This is a genomic window from Opitutaceae bacterium, assembly GCA_015075305.1.
In the GTDB taxonomy this organism is placed as follows: Bacteria; Verrucomicrobiota; Verrucomicrobiia; order Opitutales; family Opitutaceae; genus UBA6669.
Map to the genome: position 1 here is coordinate 82373 of JABTUS010000004.1, position 16967 is coordinate 99339.

The following is a 16967-nucleotide window of genomic DNA, read 5'->3' on the forward strand; positions in this document are numbered from 1 at the left end:
CCAACTCAGACAACAGCACTCATCGCGGGAGCAGCAGCCCAGATTTCCTGAAGCGTTGCGCCATGGCGTGCGATGTCCCTGTGGTAGCGGGCAAGGATGTCATCGCAGGATCGTGGCCGAACCAGCGCCATCAGCCAGGAATTCAGCGCGTTCAGGACCGCAGTGCGGGCATCCCGTGAGTCGCGTGCCGCATGCTCCGAACGTCCCCAGGGGGAGGCATTCAGTGATTTGATCAAGAATTCCATCGAATAGTTCCAGACGCAGCGTCTCAGGAGCATCGGTGGACCAGGGGGTGGCGTCGAGGTGAGAACGCCCATGATTTCCCGCCATCGATTCAGTCCGCCGGAGTTGGTCTTGGTTTGTGGATGATCACGATTTGCCGCAAGAAAGAACGGCAGTCTTCGACCACGCAGACCGGCGGCGAAGAAGCGCGTCAGCCACTCGTAGTCAAGAAACCATTTCAGGTCCTCGCGCAGGGCGCCCACTTTCCGAAGGCATTCGCGGCGCAAAAACAGCGTCGGCTGGCAGATGTAGTCGTGGGAGAAATAGAAGCGGTCGCGATCGCATTCCTCCGTGAAGGGATTCGGTGTCAGTATGCGCCCTTCCGGATCGATTTCCAAAGCATCGCCATAGACAAAATCCAGGCCGGGGTCAGCGGAGAAGGCCGCGTCCACCCTCGCCAGCGCGTGTGGCAGGTAGCTGTCGTCCGAATTGAGCCAGGCAACAATCTCGCCACGCGAGCGTGCCAGGCCCCGGTTGATGGCGTCAGCCTGACCGTTGTCTCTTTCACGGACCCACTGAATCTTGTCGGAGTATCGGGCAAGGATGCCGGCTGTATCGTCCGTTGACACGGCGTCCATCACGTGGATTTCGAGCGGGAACGGAGCCTGGTCCAGCATGCTTCGAAGCGCCTGCTCAATCCATCGGCCGTGATTGAAAGTCGGCATGACCAGGCTGAATCTCGGTGCGGTCATGCTTCAACGACCGGAGCACCGGCGGGGACGGAGGCCGACCGGGCCAGGAGCCGCACAGCCGTGCGCTTCTCCCGGGGGCTCAGCTCGGTGCGCGCCATGAGCGATCGCGGCAGGCGGATGTTTCTGTTCAACCAGGCCTGGACCGACGAACGACCTCGAATCGCGTCTTGAAAGGCCCGGAGATGCCCGTCAATGAAGTCGCGCGTCGAATAGCGGGCGATGCGCCGGGATCCTTCGGATGCGAGCTGTGTTCGCAGTCCCGCATCCGCGCAGATGCGCTGGATGGCATCCGAGATGGAATCCACGCTCTCCGCATCGAAATAGAGAGCCGCCGTGCCCGCCACTTCCGGCTGGCTCGTATTGCGCGCGCAGGCGATCGGGCATCCCGCCTGCATGGCCTCGATCAAGGGAATGCCAAAGCCCTCGAACAGCGAGGGAAAGATCAGCGCTCGCGCGTGCTGGTACAGCCAGGCAATTTCGGAGCGTTTCAGTCGCCCGAGGTGCGCGATGCGTTTCCCGCATCCCGTGTCCTTCACCATGTCAGCCCATGTTTTCTCCTGATTCAGGAGGCTTCCGGTGCAGACCAGGCAAAGGTCGGGGTTGGATGCGCAGACCCGCCGCATGGCTTCGACAAGCCGATTGTGGTTCTTGTGTTTCCAGAAGTTTGCGGGATAGAAAACGAAAGGCCGGTCTGCAAAGGGAAAGCGGGACGGCATCAACGCCGATGGCAGCTCATCGGGCACATGGTGAACCACGTGGCATTTGGATGCGCGGATGCCTGTGAGCGAAACAGCCATCGATTTGGTGAATGACGACACTGCGATCACACTGTCCGCCATGCGCAGCGACCAGTCGTAATGGAAAAATCGCTCGGCCAACTCCGCGCTTGTGAAATATTCCGGATGAAAGCGCTCCTGCATGTCGTGGAATGTCAGGACTGCGGGCTTGGGAAACGGGCGCGGCCAGAGGGTTCCGAAAGGGCAGAAATACACGTCGATTTCACTCGCATGGGAGAAGGCGTCCTCCTGCGTCCGCATGCGGATTTCATGGCGGCGCGTTGCCGGTGGCAGGGTGTCCAGCAGGGCGTCGTTGTGGTCGAATGAGAACAGCACCATCGGGTGCTCGGGAGCGTGGAGAGGCCACAGGCGCAGCAGGGTGAGCGCGTAGTTGGTGACGCCACCGTTGTCCGGGGCGAGCAGATGGAGTCCAACGCCGATTCTCATCGTCTGACGGGATTCGCGAAGTCCTGCAGCGTCGCGATGAGACTGAGCCAGGCGCCGCGAATGGGACGGCTGTTGTCAAAGGCGCTCAGCGCCCGGGCTGCAGTGGCATCACTGCGCGTGCGTGCCGGCAGGTCGGCGTAGCGCCGGCCATCGCGCAGGTGGCGCTGCCAGTGCCATTCAAGGGAAGTTTCGACAATCAGGTAGTTGAGCCAGACTGCGGGCGCGTGACGGCCGAGTTTTCCGCCATAGCGCTTCTGGTGGGCGAGATTTCCACGAAAATCGCTCCAGGTCTTGAGCCAGACCGTTTTCAGACTGAATGCGCACGTGCCTCCGATGGATCTGAAGAAGAACCGGGCTCCTTCGCCGTTTCTCCAGAAATAGCGCCAGGTTCTGAATGCGGAGTCGCGCCGGTGATCGTGGTAGGCGACCAGACTCGGCTCGTAACGAAGGCGGTGTCCCTGGGCTGCGAGGCGCCGGCACAGATCGACATCCTCGCCAACCGCAAGCTGCGGATCGAATCCACCTGTGGCCCGAAAGGCGTCCGCCTTCACCAGCAGCGCCGCACTGTACAGCCAGTCGCAGTCTCTGGCGACCCTGTCCTGCTGGCTCCAGAAATTCGACAAGTCGGTGACGCGTTCCCAGAAGCCGCCGCGCCTGCCAGGCAGGCGGGCACCGATCGCCGCGACAGTGGGATTCTCTTCGTCGAGTCTGCGAAGCAGGGCGACGGCGCACGCCAGGAAGTCGATGGCGGGCTGAATGTCGTCGTCAATGAAGACGAGCCATTTTCCGCGTGCATGGGTGACGCCTGCATTGCGGGTTTGTGACGGCGGCGCGCGATTGGGAAGCACGACACGGGCCAGTGTGAGCCCGGCAAAATTCGATGGAATCCGGGACTCTCCCGCTCCAGCTACAACGACTTCCCAGTCCACTCCGGGCGGCACCTGGCTTGCGAGCGCCGCAAGTGTGGGGCCCGCACTTTCCGGTCGCCCCATGGGAATGACGACTGAAAGCAGCGGAGTCGCCCCGGGAGGGTTGGATCCAGGCGCTGGTTGCAGAGATGACTGGCGCTGCTTGTCGAGCAGCGACTGGATGATCTGGAGCCGGGCAAAGCGATCGGAGTCGAGAAAGAGGATTTCCTCCTGCAGCCGCGATACGAGCGCGGCGCCGCTCCGTTCCCCAGACCAGGACGGAGCGAACGGCACGAGTGTTGAATCATGGTCCCGCATCAGCGCGTTCAGCGCGCTCATGACTAGATCAACGGGTATGTCGGAGACACACGGGTATCGCTCGAAGACGCAGTGCCACTGGCAGCCCGCGCATGCCGGCAGACCCTGGACAATCTTCACTCGTCCCGTTTGCGGATGAAATCTCTGCTTCTGGCCTCCGCCAAAGACTGCAAGGGTTGGCACGTTCAGCAGGGCCGCCAGGTGGACGTACGCGGTGTCATTGCAGACGAGCGCTGCACCCTGCTGGAGGAGGCGGGAAATTTCCACCAGGTCACCGCGTGCAAAGGTTCTGATGTCCTTCCCCGGGGTCTCCCGGATAGGTTTCAGGAAGTCAGAATCGAGAGGGCCGGCGAGATAGGTCACCGACCATCCGCATTTTCGCAGGCGGGCGTCCAGTTCAAGATACTTGTCCGCAGGCCATGCGCGCCAGGCCGGGCCGCCGACGCCGGGGGCCAGTATGATCTGACCTGCGTTCGACGTCGTCCCACTGATCGGAATCTTCAGTTTGGCGGGAAGATCCCAGGCAATCGCGCCGGAGTGTGGCAGCGCCTGCAGGAGCTTGCGCAGGAGGCAGTCCTCCGACGTTTCGGGATCAAAGGGAATCTCCACTGTGAACAACGGAGAGCAGGCGCCAATGAGTTCGCCGGCGGCATTGACCGGGATCTGGCGGGCCGTTGTTGGAGCCGCGCCGATGCGAATCGGGGCGCGTGCCGCGGCGATCGACGCCTCGGCCACCCATGTCCGGTTGCCCACGGCGGCGACAGCCGCATCCCACGGCTGGGATTCCAGGAAAACCCTCCACCAAGCCAGATGTGCCTCCGTCACACTTGTCCACTCCGCAAACGGATGCAGTGGAATGGGGACGAGGACGAGACCCGCACAATGCAAGCTTTGCAGGCGGTCCGCTTCCATGCCTGGAGAAGCCCCGAGGTTGGGATGAAAAACGGACACTCCGGAGAAAAGGGATGCCACGTCCTCCATGCCATCGCGCACGTGCCAGAGGACGAGTGCGTCGGGGTTCGCGGAGGCCAGTGCCTGCAGATGCCGCGCGATGACCAGCTGGTCACCCAGCGAATCTGGTTTTGAAACGAGAATACGCATTGCGCAGCCTCTGAAAGGATTTCGTGTGGATTGCCGCTCTGCGAAACACCGCCGCACCCGTCACGTAGTCATGATGCGGCGCGGTGAGTCGATGCCATGCCAGGAAGGAAGGCATGTCCTCCTCATTCCATTCCAGCGGTGCGATGGGATGGAGGCTGGCGTGGCGCGCCATCAGTGCCTCGAACTCGAGGCGCGTGAGCGCGCTGCCATTCCACTCCGGGTAGCTCATGCCCATCGCGGGCTCGGCGATGTCGAATGACATGGCAAACAAGCCCCCCGGCTTGAGGACACGCGCAACTTCACGGACAGCCATTTCCTTGTCGGGCTGATGCTCGATCACTGAGAGGCTTGTCACGGCATCGATGGTTGAGGATTCCGCGGGCAGGCGTGTGTCCGCGACAATCTCCCAGGAGACGTCCGGATTGTTCAATTTCCTCCTGACGAATTCCCAGTGCTCAACGTAGTTCGCAGCGGTTTCCACCAGGGTCACCTTCGCTCCCTTCATGGCGAGCCACCAGGGCAGGGGAGAGAGTTCACTGCCGATGTCGAGCAGGCGCGCTTCCCTCCAGTGCAACTGGTCGAGGCCTCCATACCAGAGTGCAGGGTACTCCCAGATCTTTGACCAGGTGGAGAATTCGCGCAATCCCAGCGGTCGGGCAAAGGCGTTCAATTCGTCCATGAAAGTCCGCCAGGGGGCTGAGAACATTTCCGGCAGATTGGCCAGGAGGCGGCGCGCGCGCCTCGTCGGAGTCCTTCTGCGGGCGACGACAAATTCATGGGCGCGAATCCAGGACTCGTCGTTGGAGAGAACCTCGAAACCCGCCATCGAAAGCAGGAACCCGATGGATTGGCGGGTGAAGATGAATGAGTGCTCCCACGGGTCATAGACCTTTGGCGTGATCGGGCCGAAATCGGCTTCGCCTGGAACAACGAGTGGCAGTTGAAGGAACAGGATTCCTTCCGGGCGCAGTGCGCTGTGTGCGCATTTCAGGAATTCGACCGGATCCAGCGAGTGCTCGAGGACGTCGCAAGCGACAAAGAGATCGCAGGTCGGAACGGCCGCACCGGGCCAAACTCCTGCTATCACCTCCAGGCCGGTTGCCTGATGCACGGCCGCTGCCGTGGCGGGATCCGGCTCGACTCCGACAACCCTCCAGCTGCGATCGCGAAGGCGGGCGAGCAACGAGCCTTCCGCACAGCCGATCTCCACCGCTGTCCGCGGAGAGTCCTTTCGTGCATGACGCTCGATTGCCGCCAGCCACAGCTCGACCCGGCCGTCCCGGGCGAAAATCTCGCGGCGCTCATTCAGGGTGGGATGCGCCTTCTGCTGCTGGCGCGAGTGCCAGTACCTTTCCATGCTGTAGAAATCCACGACATGTTCCGGGCGCAGGCGCTGTCCCGCGACATGGGTGCCGCAGCGCTCACAGACAAAGTAGGCGTCACTGCTCGGGCATGGGCCGCGTGACCGTCCGCCGCACCAGCAGCAGGAGACGCGGAAAAACCACTCGGAGGGGGCTGGCGGTGCGGCCTGGAACTCCACTGATGACATGGCTCAGATGGTTTCCGCGTAGCCGAATCGGACCGCGCTGTCCGGTTTGATTGCATGCAAATGCGTCCGCCACGCTGCATCGGATGACCAGTGGGTATTGTCGCCCACCCGATAGAAACTGCGCGCACCCGGACGCGTCATGCGGTCGAAGCGTGTCCACTCGAAAACAAACTCGGGTGAGAGCTTGGGCCTGACGTCCACAAACTCAGTCACGCGCCTGAGGCTGTCCGCGTCCTTCTTGAGGTCCTCGAATCGAATGAGGTGAACTTTCGCCGGATGATCGCGAAGCAGCATCATGGCCTTGTCGTAGAACGCATCATACTGGGCGTACGCGTCGCGAAGCCAGACCCGGATGTCGCTGATTCGAGCACCCCAGCGCTCCGTGGCGGTGTGGTACCAACTGTAAATGGTCGGATGGGGATGGCGAATGAGAATGATGACGGGATCGGCGCCGATCACGGGACCGCCATGGAGTCCCTGGGCTGATGCGTTGATGTGCACCGGCTGGTAGGGGACGCCCTCCTCACGGAGTTTCATGGCGTAGATCGCCAGCGGGTTCAGTTCTTCGCTCCGCTGCCTGGCCTCCGGATTGTCGACATGCTCATTGGGAAAGAAGACCAGATCGAAAAGTCCGGTGAAGCCTGTCCAGAGGAAATGACTGCCCGTGCGGGGAAAAGCGTAGTAGTCCACGCGTTTCGCGAGCGTGGTTCCGAAATAGTAGCCGTCTGAATGCATCAGGTGGGAGTCAATTGTCCGGCCGGTGGCGCGGACGCGTTCGGTTAGAGCACGTCGGCGAATGCAGGTCTGGTTCTCCTGAAAACCCACAGACCGAGGACCATGGCTGTCATGCCGAAGATGTAGGTGTAGAGCATGGCTCCTGTGGATGGAGATTCCCCCCAGAGCACCGTTTTTCGAGCCAGATCAATGCCTTGCAGCAGGGGATTGAATTTCAGGAACTGCCAGACCGGAGGAGGGATCCTCGAAGGCGAAAAAAATATGGCGCTCGCCCACATGAGCACGAGTGCGGCGAATGTCACCAGCTGCTGAAGATCCCGAAGGAAAACCCCGAGGGCTGCGAGAAGCCAGCAGACTCCAAGACTCATCATGACCATGGGCAGCAGTATGACCGGCAGCCAAAGCGCTGTCCATGGAATGGGGATTTTGGCCAGGAAAGCACCGGTGAAGAACAGGACAAGTATCACCAGAAAATGAAACACAGCCGCCCCCACTGTTGCAGCCGGAAGAATCTCCAGGGGAAACACGACCTTCTTGACGAAGTTGGGGTTGGTGACAATCAGAGCGGGCGCGGGTGCGAAGGAATCGACGAACAGGTGATAGAAGGAAAGGCCCAGAAAGATGGTGAAGGCGTAGGTGATGGGACCGTCGCCCGTGCGGTTGGAGAAGTGTCCCGGAAATATCACGCTGAAGACGAACGTGTAGATGGCCAGCATGAGCAGCGGGTTGAGGATCGACCAGCCGAACCCGAGCAGGCTGCCCTTGTGCCTGCCCTCGATCTGCCGCTTGGTGAACTGCCAGAGCAGGTGACGGTATCTCCACAGAGCGGCCCAGGAATCCGGTGAAGCTGGTTTGGCGAGCATGGCTGGAACCATGACTTTGACGTCATTCATGGGAAATCCAAGCAGGTCTTCCAGATCCCTGGACCGTCCCCATTGGCGCATTCCGGCAGGACCCCCGGTCGCACGGAATGTCCCGTGAAGACTCAAGGATCAGGAGATCTTGTTCTGCTGGGAGGCGCGGACCGACTTGGGATCGACGAGCAGCACGCCGGTGCGTTCACCAGGAACGAATTCCTGGCTCAATTGATCAATGACGTAGCTCTTCAAGTTGACGGCGCGATCCATGAAGAGCGAGATGACGTTGAAAAGGTTGAACCTCGGCGTTTCTGCGGGCGCATCGGGATCCACGGTCACGTGCACGCTGTGGGAGGGGGATGCGTCTGCCTGGGCGACTTCTGAGATGTTGAGTGGCGCGTCGTTCAGGATGTGCGGCCCGTTGGCGCCGGACGCATCCGAGTGCGGCAGGGATTCGCCATGGAAGAAGCCGCTTCCAAGGTCCTCGACCGTGACAGCCACAGAAACCTTTGCCTCCGCTACCGGAGTGACGGCGGCACTGGCAAAATGAGTTGCACTGGACTCAATCTGAAGCGTGTGCCGCATCGACTCCGGCACAGGAAGCTCATTGTGTGCGCCACCCTGCGCGTGTCTCAATTCGGCCACGACACGTGTCACTGTGCCGACATCCAAGCCGGTGGCTTCGAAGCCGCCCACCTTGTTGAAGAGGACCTCCAAACGGTCCAAATAGGAGCGCAGGTCAATTTCCGTGGTCAGCGGAGGGATTTCCGGCTTGACGGGGTCGACCGTGCTTCCCTGTCCCCCAGGAATCGGTGTCGTTGGAGTGATGGGAGTGGAGGGGGAAGCGGGCTCCGTCGGATTCGTTGGGCTGTGGGAATCCGGAACGTTTGGTGCAATGGTCACATCGCGGGTGCCCAGTCGAATCTGGGAGGAAATGTCCTCAAAGCCCGAAAGCCCTTTCCACGATCTCGGGTTGGATGGATCCCAGGATGCAGGAGTAATCGGGAGCGCAATCACCGCGCGGTCATTGATCATGCTGACGAGGTTCAACGACTTGCTTTCGGTCTCGAGAATCAGCGAGTTCAGCTTCAGGACAACCGAGGTGCCACCGAGATCGTTGATCTTGGCCTCCATCTTGTCTCCGGCCAGCAGCAGGTCACCGTGGACGGAATTGAGCGAAAGCTTGTCCACATTTGAGGCAATTATGCCGCCTCCCCAGACATCGATTCGCGGGGCCTCGAGTGCGCGGACGTCGGTGATGTAGAGGTTGTACAGGACGTCTTTGCCTTCGAAACGCACATTGTCGAAGTTTGAGAGATCGATACTCGTGACGGTCGCCGGCAGCTTGTCGAAATTGATGGTCAGATCGATGTCCGCCGAGCCATGGAGCACAAGGCGGTTGGGGATCTTCGGATCAAAGGATGCGTCGATGTGGCCCGTTGCGTCGATTGCCTGCACGACCAGATCAAATTCGGGAATGGGCAGGGCGACGCCCGCAAAGAGGGCTCGCGCCTCCAAGACCTCCAAGGAAAGCGATTTTTTGGCCGAACGCATTTTCTAAGGCATAAATTAGATTTACGGCTCAATTACTGGCAAGCTTAGGTTTGCCTGCTGGCAAAACAAGTGGCCTTCGATCGTCAACGGGCTGCCTCAATCTGGCACGCGAAGGCAAACATGCAACACAACGGCCATTGCATGAAAGCAGCAGCTGCACGTTCCGCAATTTATTCTGATGGAAAGGGATCTACTTTCTGTACCACTCTCCGGATTCGCGCTGCAGCCAGACACCGGGAGTGCTGTTGGCAGCAATCTGCCTGGCGCGCGCCCGCCCGACCTGATCCGGTGCGCTGCCGGTCAATTTGGCGATGTCTGCGTACACTATTTCGCGATCCTTGTTTTCGGCCGATGAGACTTCCGATGCTCGATCCGATGGATGGCGCACCTCGGTGTAACCGCGGTTGTTTTCGCCAATTGATCCCTCCCGCCGCAGTGCGTCGAGTGCAGGCTGGCGCTGCTCCATGCGCGCCTTTACGGCGTCCATGTTGTCAGCTCGCAGGATTGGCAAGGCGAGCGCGAGCAGGAGAACGATACCGAAATGGAAGAGCAGGCGTGTCATGATGAATTGGGAGACGGGGAGGACGATGAATTGATGACGCTCGATTTTCGATCGAGATCACCGAAGAAATCAGTCAGGGCGCGATCGACCTTCACATTCACGTCAACCACAGCGTGAACCTGGATCGGCTCCAGTTTCACGTGCAGGCAGCCTGCGCTGAAGGTCATGGCAATCAGTCCGACACAGGTGGTGGTTCGATGAAACATGGATTTGGCGGGTAGGCTGAATGACAGCCATCCGCCTGTCGATGTTTCAAGGTCACGGCAAAGTCGCTGGCAGGCGGCGCATCAACGAATCAATCTCCCAGTGGGGATTGATGATTTTCAGTCTTCAAATTGGGGCGGCCAACGGGACTCGAACCCGCGACCCCAAGATCCACAATCTTGTGCTCTAACCAACTGAGCTATGACCGCCGTAGGGAGTCGGACAAATTCTCGACAGCGCTCGCACCTGTCAATCCCTTTGAGCAGTCCGTGATTCCGGGATGCACTGGGCTTGCGAGTGCAGGCCGGGAGTCTGACGTTCCGAATGATTTTGCCATGGACGCTTTGGGCGGCGATCGGACTCGATCGATGCCGCTGGCACGATTCCAACACCCCCCCAGATGAAGTGTCAGAAGCCTGTCGTGCGTCTTCGTTTTGGCGCTTCACTCCGTTAGAGCGCCTGCGCATGGTTTCGGTTTACCCTTTTTGTCTTCAGTAGCGCCACCCGAAGCTCTTCATGTCATCAACGCCTCCTCCGCCGTCTGGGTCGAACGATTCAAAAAGTGCTGCGACTTCCGTGGACGCGGAAGGCAGGAAGCTCTGGACGGTCGGCACGCTGACGTACACCACCGGCGCACTTGCCGTTCTCTTCGGCTGGCTGCTGTGGGGAGACTTCGCCTGGCAGCTCAAGGAGCGCTCGGCGATTCCGGTCGTGCAGATCATGCTGAAGACGTTCAAGTCGTCGGATTTTCTCACGGGCCTTTTTCTCGCCACGCTGCCTGCGTTGATCGGGATCATCGCACAACCCATCATCAGCTATCGCAGCGACAGGCACCGTGGAAGGTGGGGACGTCGAATCCCGTACCTTCTGCTCACCACGCCCATGGCCACGGCGAGCATGTTCAGCCTGGCTTTCAGCCCCCATATTGGAGCGTGGATCCACAATGAGCTTGGCCTGGCTCCGGAGTCGCTCAACTTTTCGATTCTCCTGGTGATGGGGCTGTCCTGGACGGTCTTCGAATTCGCAACTCTGGCGGCGAATGTGGTTTTCGGCGCACTCATCAACGATGTCGTGCCGCGCGGGATCATCGGCCGGTTTTTCGGCATGTTCCGCGCGGTGAGCCTGCTGACGGGAATTTTCTTCAATTATTTCCTGATGGGAAAGGTGGAGGGCCATTTCACCATCATTTTTTCCGCACTGGGAGCCGCCTACGGCCTGGGTTTCACGCTGATGTGCTTGTTCGTGAAGGAGGGGGATTACCCGCCTCCTTCAGAGCCCGACTCGACTGGATCAAGGGGGTTCGTGGCGGCGGCGCGATCCTACATGCGGGACTGCTTTTCGAGGTCCTACTACGTGTGGGCGATCGTTTCCATGGCGCTGGCCATGGTCGCATTTCTGCCGGTCAACATGTACAGCGTGTTCGCCGCAAAATCGTTTGATCTGTCGATGGACGCCTATGGCAAGTACCTCGCTGCGACCTATGCCTGCTCGCTCCTGCTGTCATTTCCGCTGGGCTGGCTTGCCGATCGTTTCCATCCCATCCGCGTCGGACTTGCGGCGCTTGCCATCTACACGGTCGTCATGGTGATTGCGTTTGCCGGAATCCACGGACCCGCCGCGTTTGGCGTCTTCTTTCTGTTTCACGGCGTGCTGTCCGGCTGCTATCTGACCGGCGCGGCGGCACTCGGGCAGATGTTGTATCCGAAAATCAAGTACGCCCAATACGCCTCCGCCGTCGCCGCAGCCCAGGCCCTCTTCACCATCCTCCTGGGCCCGGTGCTGGGAGGATTTCTCGACCTCATGCATCATGAGTACCGCTACATCTTCGCCGCCGGCGGGATCATCTCATTTGCTGCACTGGCAAGCGGCTATGTTGTCTACCGCGGATTCATGAGATTTGGCGGGCCTGGCGGTTACCAGGCTCCGGAATAGCCGGAAGGCCGCGCTGTGCGGATGCGGTCTGGCTGACGGGCCCGGCCCGCCGGACAGCTACTTGACGATGATGTTGTTCTCCACGGCCTTCACACCGGGTATTGCCTTTGCAAGCGATTCGGCCCGCTCCTTCTGCTCCGCGGTATCCACGAAGCCGCTCAACTGAACCGTACCCCGGAAGCTCTCCACCTTGACGTCGCGTGCGCGGACGAGTTCATCCGAAGCGAACGCCTTCTTTACGCGCGCAGTGATGGCCGTGTTGTCGATGTACTCTCCGGTGCTCTCGGAAGTCGCCGTGCCCGCGCAGCCGGTGAGTCCGAGCGAGAGGGGAAGCAGGGTGAGCGAAACGGCGAGACAGATTGAATGAATTTTCATGGGAATGGGATTGAGTGTACAGCGACGATTCAGCCGCCCAATCAAGAAGCAATGCGCTTTTTCTGAGGGAGCGGATTTGGTGATTGAACGCATGGATGGGAGGTCACCCGGAGCAACTCAGGACAAGAGTGTTCGTCCAAAATGAGAAGTTCCCTGAGAAAGGGAAATCCCCCAATTTGCGGGCGGGTGGGGCACCAGCGCGAAACTTTGCGGTCTGTAGTGCGTTGATGATTCCGATCCACGATACACCAAGGTACTTCACCCTACGCGCGCAGCGATCCGCACCGGCGTCGTGCGCAGGGTTCAGCCCCATGGACACCGCTCATCGAAATGATATCCTCTTCCTGCCGATCAGGGCGAAGAATGTCAGGAATCAACGCCAGCTCCGTTAGCATGCGAGTGCCGTGGAAGCGGCGAATTTTTTGCACTCCCGCGCGTGTCTCCCCGGACGCCGGATGCCACATTTGGGATGCGAAAAATCCAATTGCCGCGGCATTTGATCCAGTATGAGGACCCTTGAATTTCCGACTCCTCCCGCTGCACCGCTTGCAACCAGCCCCACGGCTGGAAAGTTTCGTCTGTTCCTGGTCGATGGCCATCCCATTACGCGCCAGGGCGTGCGCATGCTGGTGGAGCGCGAAAGCGACCTTGTCGTGTGCGGGGAGGCAGGCAGCGCGGCGGGTGCGATGGATCTCATTCCCAAGGCCGCGCCGGATCTCGCCATCATTGAAATCGCGCTGAAAACTACGAGCGGCCTTGAGCTCATGAAGAACATCAAGGCCGTGCTGCCCGAACTGCCGGTGCTCATCATGTCGATCCATGATGAGTCCCTCTATGCCGAGCGCGCGCTGCGCGCCGGGGCGAAGGGCTACATCATGAAACGCGAGGCCAGCGAGAAGATACTCGTCGCGATTCGCCGCGTGCTCTCCGGCGAGCTTTACCTCAGCGAAAGAATGAAGGAGAGGATGCTCCATCGTCTTGTGAAGAGCCCGCACGAGGATGTGGTTTTCACCATCGATACGCTCAGTGATCGCGAGATGGAGGTCTTTCAACTCATCGGAAATGGATTCAGCACGCGGCAGGTTGCCGCGAAGCTCAATTTGAGCGTCAAGACGATCGATTCCTATCGTGAGCACCTGAAGCTGAAGCTGCGGCTGGAAAAGGGTGCGGACCTGGTTCGCTACGCGATTCAATGGGCGCGCAGCGAAGATGTCGTCTGATGCGGGGAAGCCGCTCTCTCCAGCCTCGGACCGGCTGCTTCTTCAGGAACGGTTCCGTCGGCTGATGCCGAGGGGAATGGCACCGAGAAGGATCATTCCTTTCAGCACCTTCTGGAGGTACGGCGAAACATCCATGAGATTGAGACCGTTGTTGATGACCCCGAGAATCAACGCGCCGATGAATGTGCCGAGCACCGAACCGCTGCCTCCCGTGATGGCGGCCCCCCCGAGCACAACGGCTGCAATTGCATCCAGTTCGTAGCCGACGCCGGCGTTGGGCTGCCCCGACATCAACCGGGAGCTCAATACCAGGCCCGCGATGGCGGCGGTCAGACCGCTCAATGTATAGGCGAGAATCTGGTAGCGGGCCACGGGGACACCGGAGAACCTGGCGGCCGTCGCATTGCCTCCGATCGCGTAGAAGTAGCGACCAGCCACATGACGCCGGAGCAGCAGGGATCCGCAGGTCATCACGGCCAGCATGACGAGTGTGGGGATCTGCAATCCCGCAATTGAGCCGCGCCCCAGCGAACTGAATGATTCGGGCAGGCCGGTTTGAGGATATCCACCTGTTGAAAGCAGGGCGAGACCGCGGGGAATCTCCATGGTCGCAAGCGTCACAATGATCGCCGGAAGGTGTGCGCGGGCGATCAGGAAGCCGTTGATGACGCCAAAGAGGGTGCCGGTGAGGAGTGCCGCGAGCGCCGCGACGGGAACGGGAGCGCCCGCGAGCATGGACGCGGCGGCGACTGTCATTGACAACGCCATCACCGAGCCCACGGAGAGGTCGATTCCCCCTGAAATGATGACAAAGGTCATGCCCGTGGCCAGGATCGCATTGATCGAGACCTGGCGCCCAATGTTGCGGAAATTTTCCCAATCGAGGAATCGATCAGATGCCACCGACAGTATGACGCAGAGGGTGAGCAGCGTCAGGATCGCGAAAACCTCCGGCGGCCAGGTTCTCCGTGAGAGCCCCAGGGGAAGTGCGATGCGAGGCAGCTTCACCAGGAGAAGCCCTTGGCGTTGTCTCGCGTGAGCAGCTTGACATCAATGGGGACCTCCCGGGGAAGCTTCGCTCCCCACCGGGCGGCCAGCGCAAGACCCAGGGCAATGCGGACCTGGTCGCGGGGGAACTGGGCGACAGTTGCCTTGAACGGGCTGTCGGTGAGGATCGCGTCGACCACCTCGGCGAGGCCGTCGACGCTGACGAGCGCGACGTCGCGCCGGCTTGACTGGATGGCGGCGGCGGCTCCGACCGCTCCGCCGTCGTTGACGCTGAAAAGTCCGCGCAGGCTGGGCTGGGCCTGCAGCATGTTTTCCGTGGCGGCGAGCGCCGCGGTTCGCTCCTGGCGTCCGTTCTGAGTCGCAACGATCCGGATGCCCGGGTGCCGGGCGATGGCGTCCTTGAATCCGCGCACGCGCTCGAGAATGGGGACGACGGCGATTCCGTCCAGTATCGCGACATCGCCCTGGCCGCCGAGGATTCGCGCGAGTTCCTCTCCCGCAAGCCGGCCGGCGTCGTAGTTTCGAGAGCCGACAAATGAGTCGATGGGCCCGCTGGCCTGTGCATCAAGCGCGATCACAGTGACGCCCTTCTGCTTGGCTGTCCGCACGGCGGCTTCTATTCCTGCAGAATCCGTCGGATTGAGAAGAAGGATGTCGATTCCCTTCTGGACCAGGTCCTCGACGTCCGCGATCTGCTTGGTTACGTCGTGACGCGCATCAGTAACGAAGAGTTCGGCGCCAAGCGAGTGGCCGGCCGCCTCAAAGGCTTCACGCATCGCCACAAAATAGGGATTGTTCAACTCCTGAAAGGAAATGCCGATGCGAAGGGGCTTCTGCGCCGGCGAGGCGGACTCGGGCCCGCTGGGTTTGCAGCCTGCGACAAGCACAAGCAGAACCAGGATGAGGAAGGTCGGGAGCGAGGGAGGGTGGGAGTGCCGAGGGTGCATGGCTGGGATTGTTTCAAGTCGGGGATGATGTCTGCCTTCTGTTTCGATCGTGAATGAGAGGCAGGTAGGCGGCAAGTTCCCCGGCAGTGCGTTCGCAGGACCAGCCTGCAATCGCCGCCATCCAGCCGGCGGCCTGCTGGGCGCGTTCCGCGGCGTCGGCATGATAGTAGTGCCAGCCGCTTCGGCGAACCATCACGTCCGTGAGAGAGACCGCCCATTCGTTTTCAATGAAGTGGCTGACTGCCTGGGCGGTGAATTCCGACGGCAGGATGCCGCTGTACCGTGTCTCATCCGGAGGCAGCAGGGGTTCCCGTGCTGAACGGCACGGAGAGGCCGGCAGCCCGAGAAAACTCACGAGCTGGTCCACCGTCTGCTCGGCCATGAGGCGATAGGTTGTGAGTTTTCCGCCTGCAACGTCCCACCAGGCGGGCTCCGGACTTCGAATCTGGTGGGCGCGCGAGATGTCCGACGGGGATCCGTCGGGATTTGCGATGAGGGGGCGCAGGCCGGCCCAGGTGCTGACGACTTCGCTTTCCTGCAGACGCAGCGTCGGAAACGCCCGGTTGACGGCCTTGAGCACGTAGGCGATGTCGTTCGCATCCGTTGCCACCGACTCGGGGCTTCCGTGAAAATCGGTGTCGGTCGTGCCGATGATCAGCCGTTCACCCCAGGGGATGACAAAGAGAATGCGCCTGCCTTCGGTGATGACGACGGCGTCATTCACTGGCAGGCGGCTGCGATCCACAACGATGTGAATGCCCTTGCTCAGGCGAAGCTTCACCGCACTGTGGGCAAGCCCCTGGGCCCAGGGGCCGGTCGCATTGACGATCGTCCGGGCCCGAAGCTCGAATTCCCGGCCTTTGATCTCGTCGCGGATCTGCGTCACCCATTGCCTACCGACGCGCCGTGTTGAAAGGAATTGAGCGTAGTTGGAAACGCGAGCACCCGCCGCCGTGGCTGATCGGAGTGTGTCAAGGACCAGGCGTGCGTCATTGGTGAGGGCGTCGAAGTAGCGGACGGAGCCTCGCAGGCCGTCGTTGCGCAGCCCGGGAAGCATGCGTCGCGTCTCTGAAACCGTGTATCCCTGTGATGCCCCGAAATTCCTGAAGCTGCAGAGCAAATCGTAGAGTTTCACGCCGATGCGCAACTGCCAGAGCGGCCGCCCGCCGGGACGGAAGGCGGGGAAGACGAAGCCGAGCGGATCACCAAGATGTGGTGCGATGTCGCGCAGGATTTGTTTCTCAAGGCTTGCCTCACGAACAAGCCCCACGCGGCCCTGCTCAAGGTAGCGCAATCCTCCATGGAGCAGCCGGGTTGACCGGGAACTGGTGCCGAAGGCAAAATCGTGCCGGTCGACCAAGGCGGTGCGCAGGCCGCGCTGGGCTGCATCGCGGGCGATCCCGCTGCCAACAATGCCTCCGCCGATGACAAGGACGTCGAATTCCGCCCGTGCCAGCTGATCCAGTGTTTCTGTCCGTGATGGAGTGGGTGTCATCGTTC

The 16967-nt window shown here is 60.8% G+C and carries 15 protein-coding genes and 1 tRNA gene; 2 read left to right on the plus strand and 14 right to left on the minus strand.

Going from position 1 to position 16967, the window contains the following annotated elements:
- Positions 1–5: 5 nt before the first annotated feature.
- The 10 genes from HS122_09115 to HS122_09160 all read right to left on the minus strand — a co-directional run bounded on the left by HS122_09115 (position 6) and on the right by HS122_09160 (position 10194).
- Positions 6–974: a glycosyltransferase gene (locus tag HS122_09115; GenBank protein ID MBE7538557.1), complete on the minus strand. Its 969-nt coding sequence runs from the start codon at positions 972–974 to the stop codon at positions 6–8.
- Positions 971–2197 carry a glycosyltransferase family 4 protein gene (locus HS122_09120; protein MBE7538558.1) on the minus strand — a complete coding sequence of 409 codons (1227 nt, stop codon included), beginning with the start codon at positions 2195–2197 and terminating at the stop codon, positions 971–973. The genes HS122_09115 and HS122_09120 overlap by 4 nt, the downstream gene beginning before the upstream one ends.
- Positions 2194–4524, minus strand: a complete 2331-nt coding sequence (locus HS122_09125; GenBank protein MBE7538559.1) for a glycosyltransferase — start codon at positions 4522–4524, stop codon at positions 2194–2196. Before HS122_09125 ends, HS122_09120 begins: the two co-directional genes overlap by 4 nt.
- Positions 4487–6073 carry a methyltransferase domain-containing protein gene (locus HS122_09130; protein MBE7538560.1) on the minus strand — a complete coding sequence of 529 codons (1587 nt, stop codon included), beginning with the start codon at positions 6071–6073 and terminating at the stop codon, positions 4487–4489. Before HS122_09130 ends, HS122_09125 begins: the two co-directional genes overlap by 38 nt.
- Positions 6074–6076: 3 nt before the next feature.
- The gene (locus tag HS122_09135; GenBank protein MBE7538561.1) at positions 6077–6808 is read right to left on the minus strand and encodes a sulfotransferase domain-containing protein; all 732 of its coding nucleotides are present in this window, start codon (positions 6806–6808) and stop codon (positions 6077–6079) included.
- A gap of 44 nt (positions 6809–6852) precedes the next feature.
- Entirely contained in the window at positions 6853–7701 is an 849-nt protein-coding gene (locus HS122_09140; GenBank protein MBE7538562.1) for an ABC transporter permease, read from the minus strand.
- 99 nt (positions 7702–7800) lie between these two features.
- Entirely contained in the window at positions 7801–9219 is a 1419-nt protein-coding gene (locus HS122_09145; GenBank protein ID MBE7538563.1) for a hypothetical protein, read from the minus strand.
- 190 nt (positions 9220–9409) lie between these two features.
- On the minus strand, positions 9410–9781 hold the full coding sequence (locus HS122_09150) for a DUF1318 domain-containing protein (GenBank protein MBE7538564.1): 372 nt from the start codon (positions 9779–9781) through the stop codon (positions 9410–9412).
- On the minus strand, positions 9778–9987 hold the full coding sequence (locus HS122_09155) for a hypothetical protein (protein MBE7538565.1): 210 nt from the start codon (positions 9985–9987) through the stop codon (positions 9778–9780). Before HS122_09155 ends, HS122_09150 begins: the two co-directional genes overlap by 4 nt.
- 130 nt (positions 9988–10117) lie before the next feature.
- Positions 10118–10194, minus strand: a tRNA-His gene (locus HS122_09160).
- 367 nt (positions 10195–10561) lie between these two features.
- On the opposite strand from HS122_09160, the gene HS122_09165 reads away from it, so the two are divergent.
- The gene (locus tag HS122_09165; GenBank protein ID MBE7538566.1) at positions 10562–11917 is read left to right on the plus strand and encodes an MFS transporter; all 1356 of its coding nucleotides are present in this window, start codon (positions 10562–10564) and stop codon (positions 11915–11917) included.
- A gap of 57 nt (positions 11918–11974) precedes the next feature.
- Here the strand turns inward: HS122_09165 and HS122_09170 are convergent, their stop codons facing one another.
- The gene (locus tag HS122_09170) at positions 11975–12292 is read right to left on the minus strand and encodes a BON domain-containing protein (protein MBE7538567.1); all 318 of its coding nucleotides are present in this window, start codon (positions 12290–12292) and stop codon (positions 11975–11977) included.
- 506 nt (positions 12293–12798) lie between these two features.
- On the opposite strand from HS122_09170, the gene HS122_09175 reads away from it, so the two are divergent.
- The gene (locus tag HS122_09175; GenBank protein MBE7538568.1) at positions 12799–13512 is read left to right on the plus strand and encodes a response regulator transcription factor; all 714 of its coding nucleotides are present in this window, start codon (positions 12799–12801) and stop codon (positions 13510–13512) included.
- 42 nt (positions 13513–13554) lie between these two features.
- Here the strand turns inward: HS122_09175 and HS122_09180 are convergent, their stop codons facing one another.
- Genes HS122_09180 through HS122_09190 form a run of 3 tightly spaced genes read right to left on the minus strand, consistent with a single transcriptional unit; the run spans position 13555 to position 16962 of the window.
- The gene (locus tag HS122_09180) at positions 13555–14523 is read right to left on the minus strand and encodes an ABC transporter permease (protein MBE7538569.1); all 969 of its coding nucleotides are present in this window, start codon (positions 14521–14523) and stop codon (positions 13555–13557) included.
- Positions 14517–15467, minus strand: a complete 951-nt coding sequence (locus tag HS122_09185; protein MBE7538570.1) for a substrate-binding domain-containing protein — start codon at positions 15465–15467, stop codon at positions 14517–14519. The genes HS122_09180 and HS122_09185 overlap by 7 nt, the downstream gene beginning before the upstream one ends.
- A gap of 13 nt (positions 15468–15480) precedes the next feature.
- Complete coding sequence (locus HS122_09190; protein ID MBE7538571.1) at positions 15481–16962, minus strand: glycerol-3-phosphate dehydrogenase/oxidase; 1482 nt, start codon at positions 16960–16962, stop codon at positions 15481–15483.
- Positions 16963–16967 lie beyond the last annotated feature (5 nt).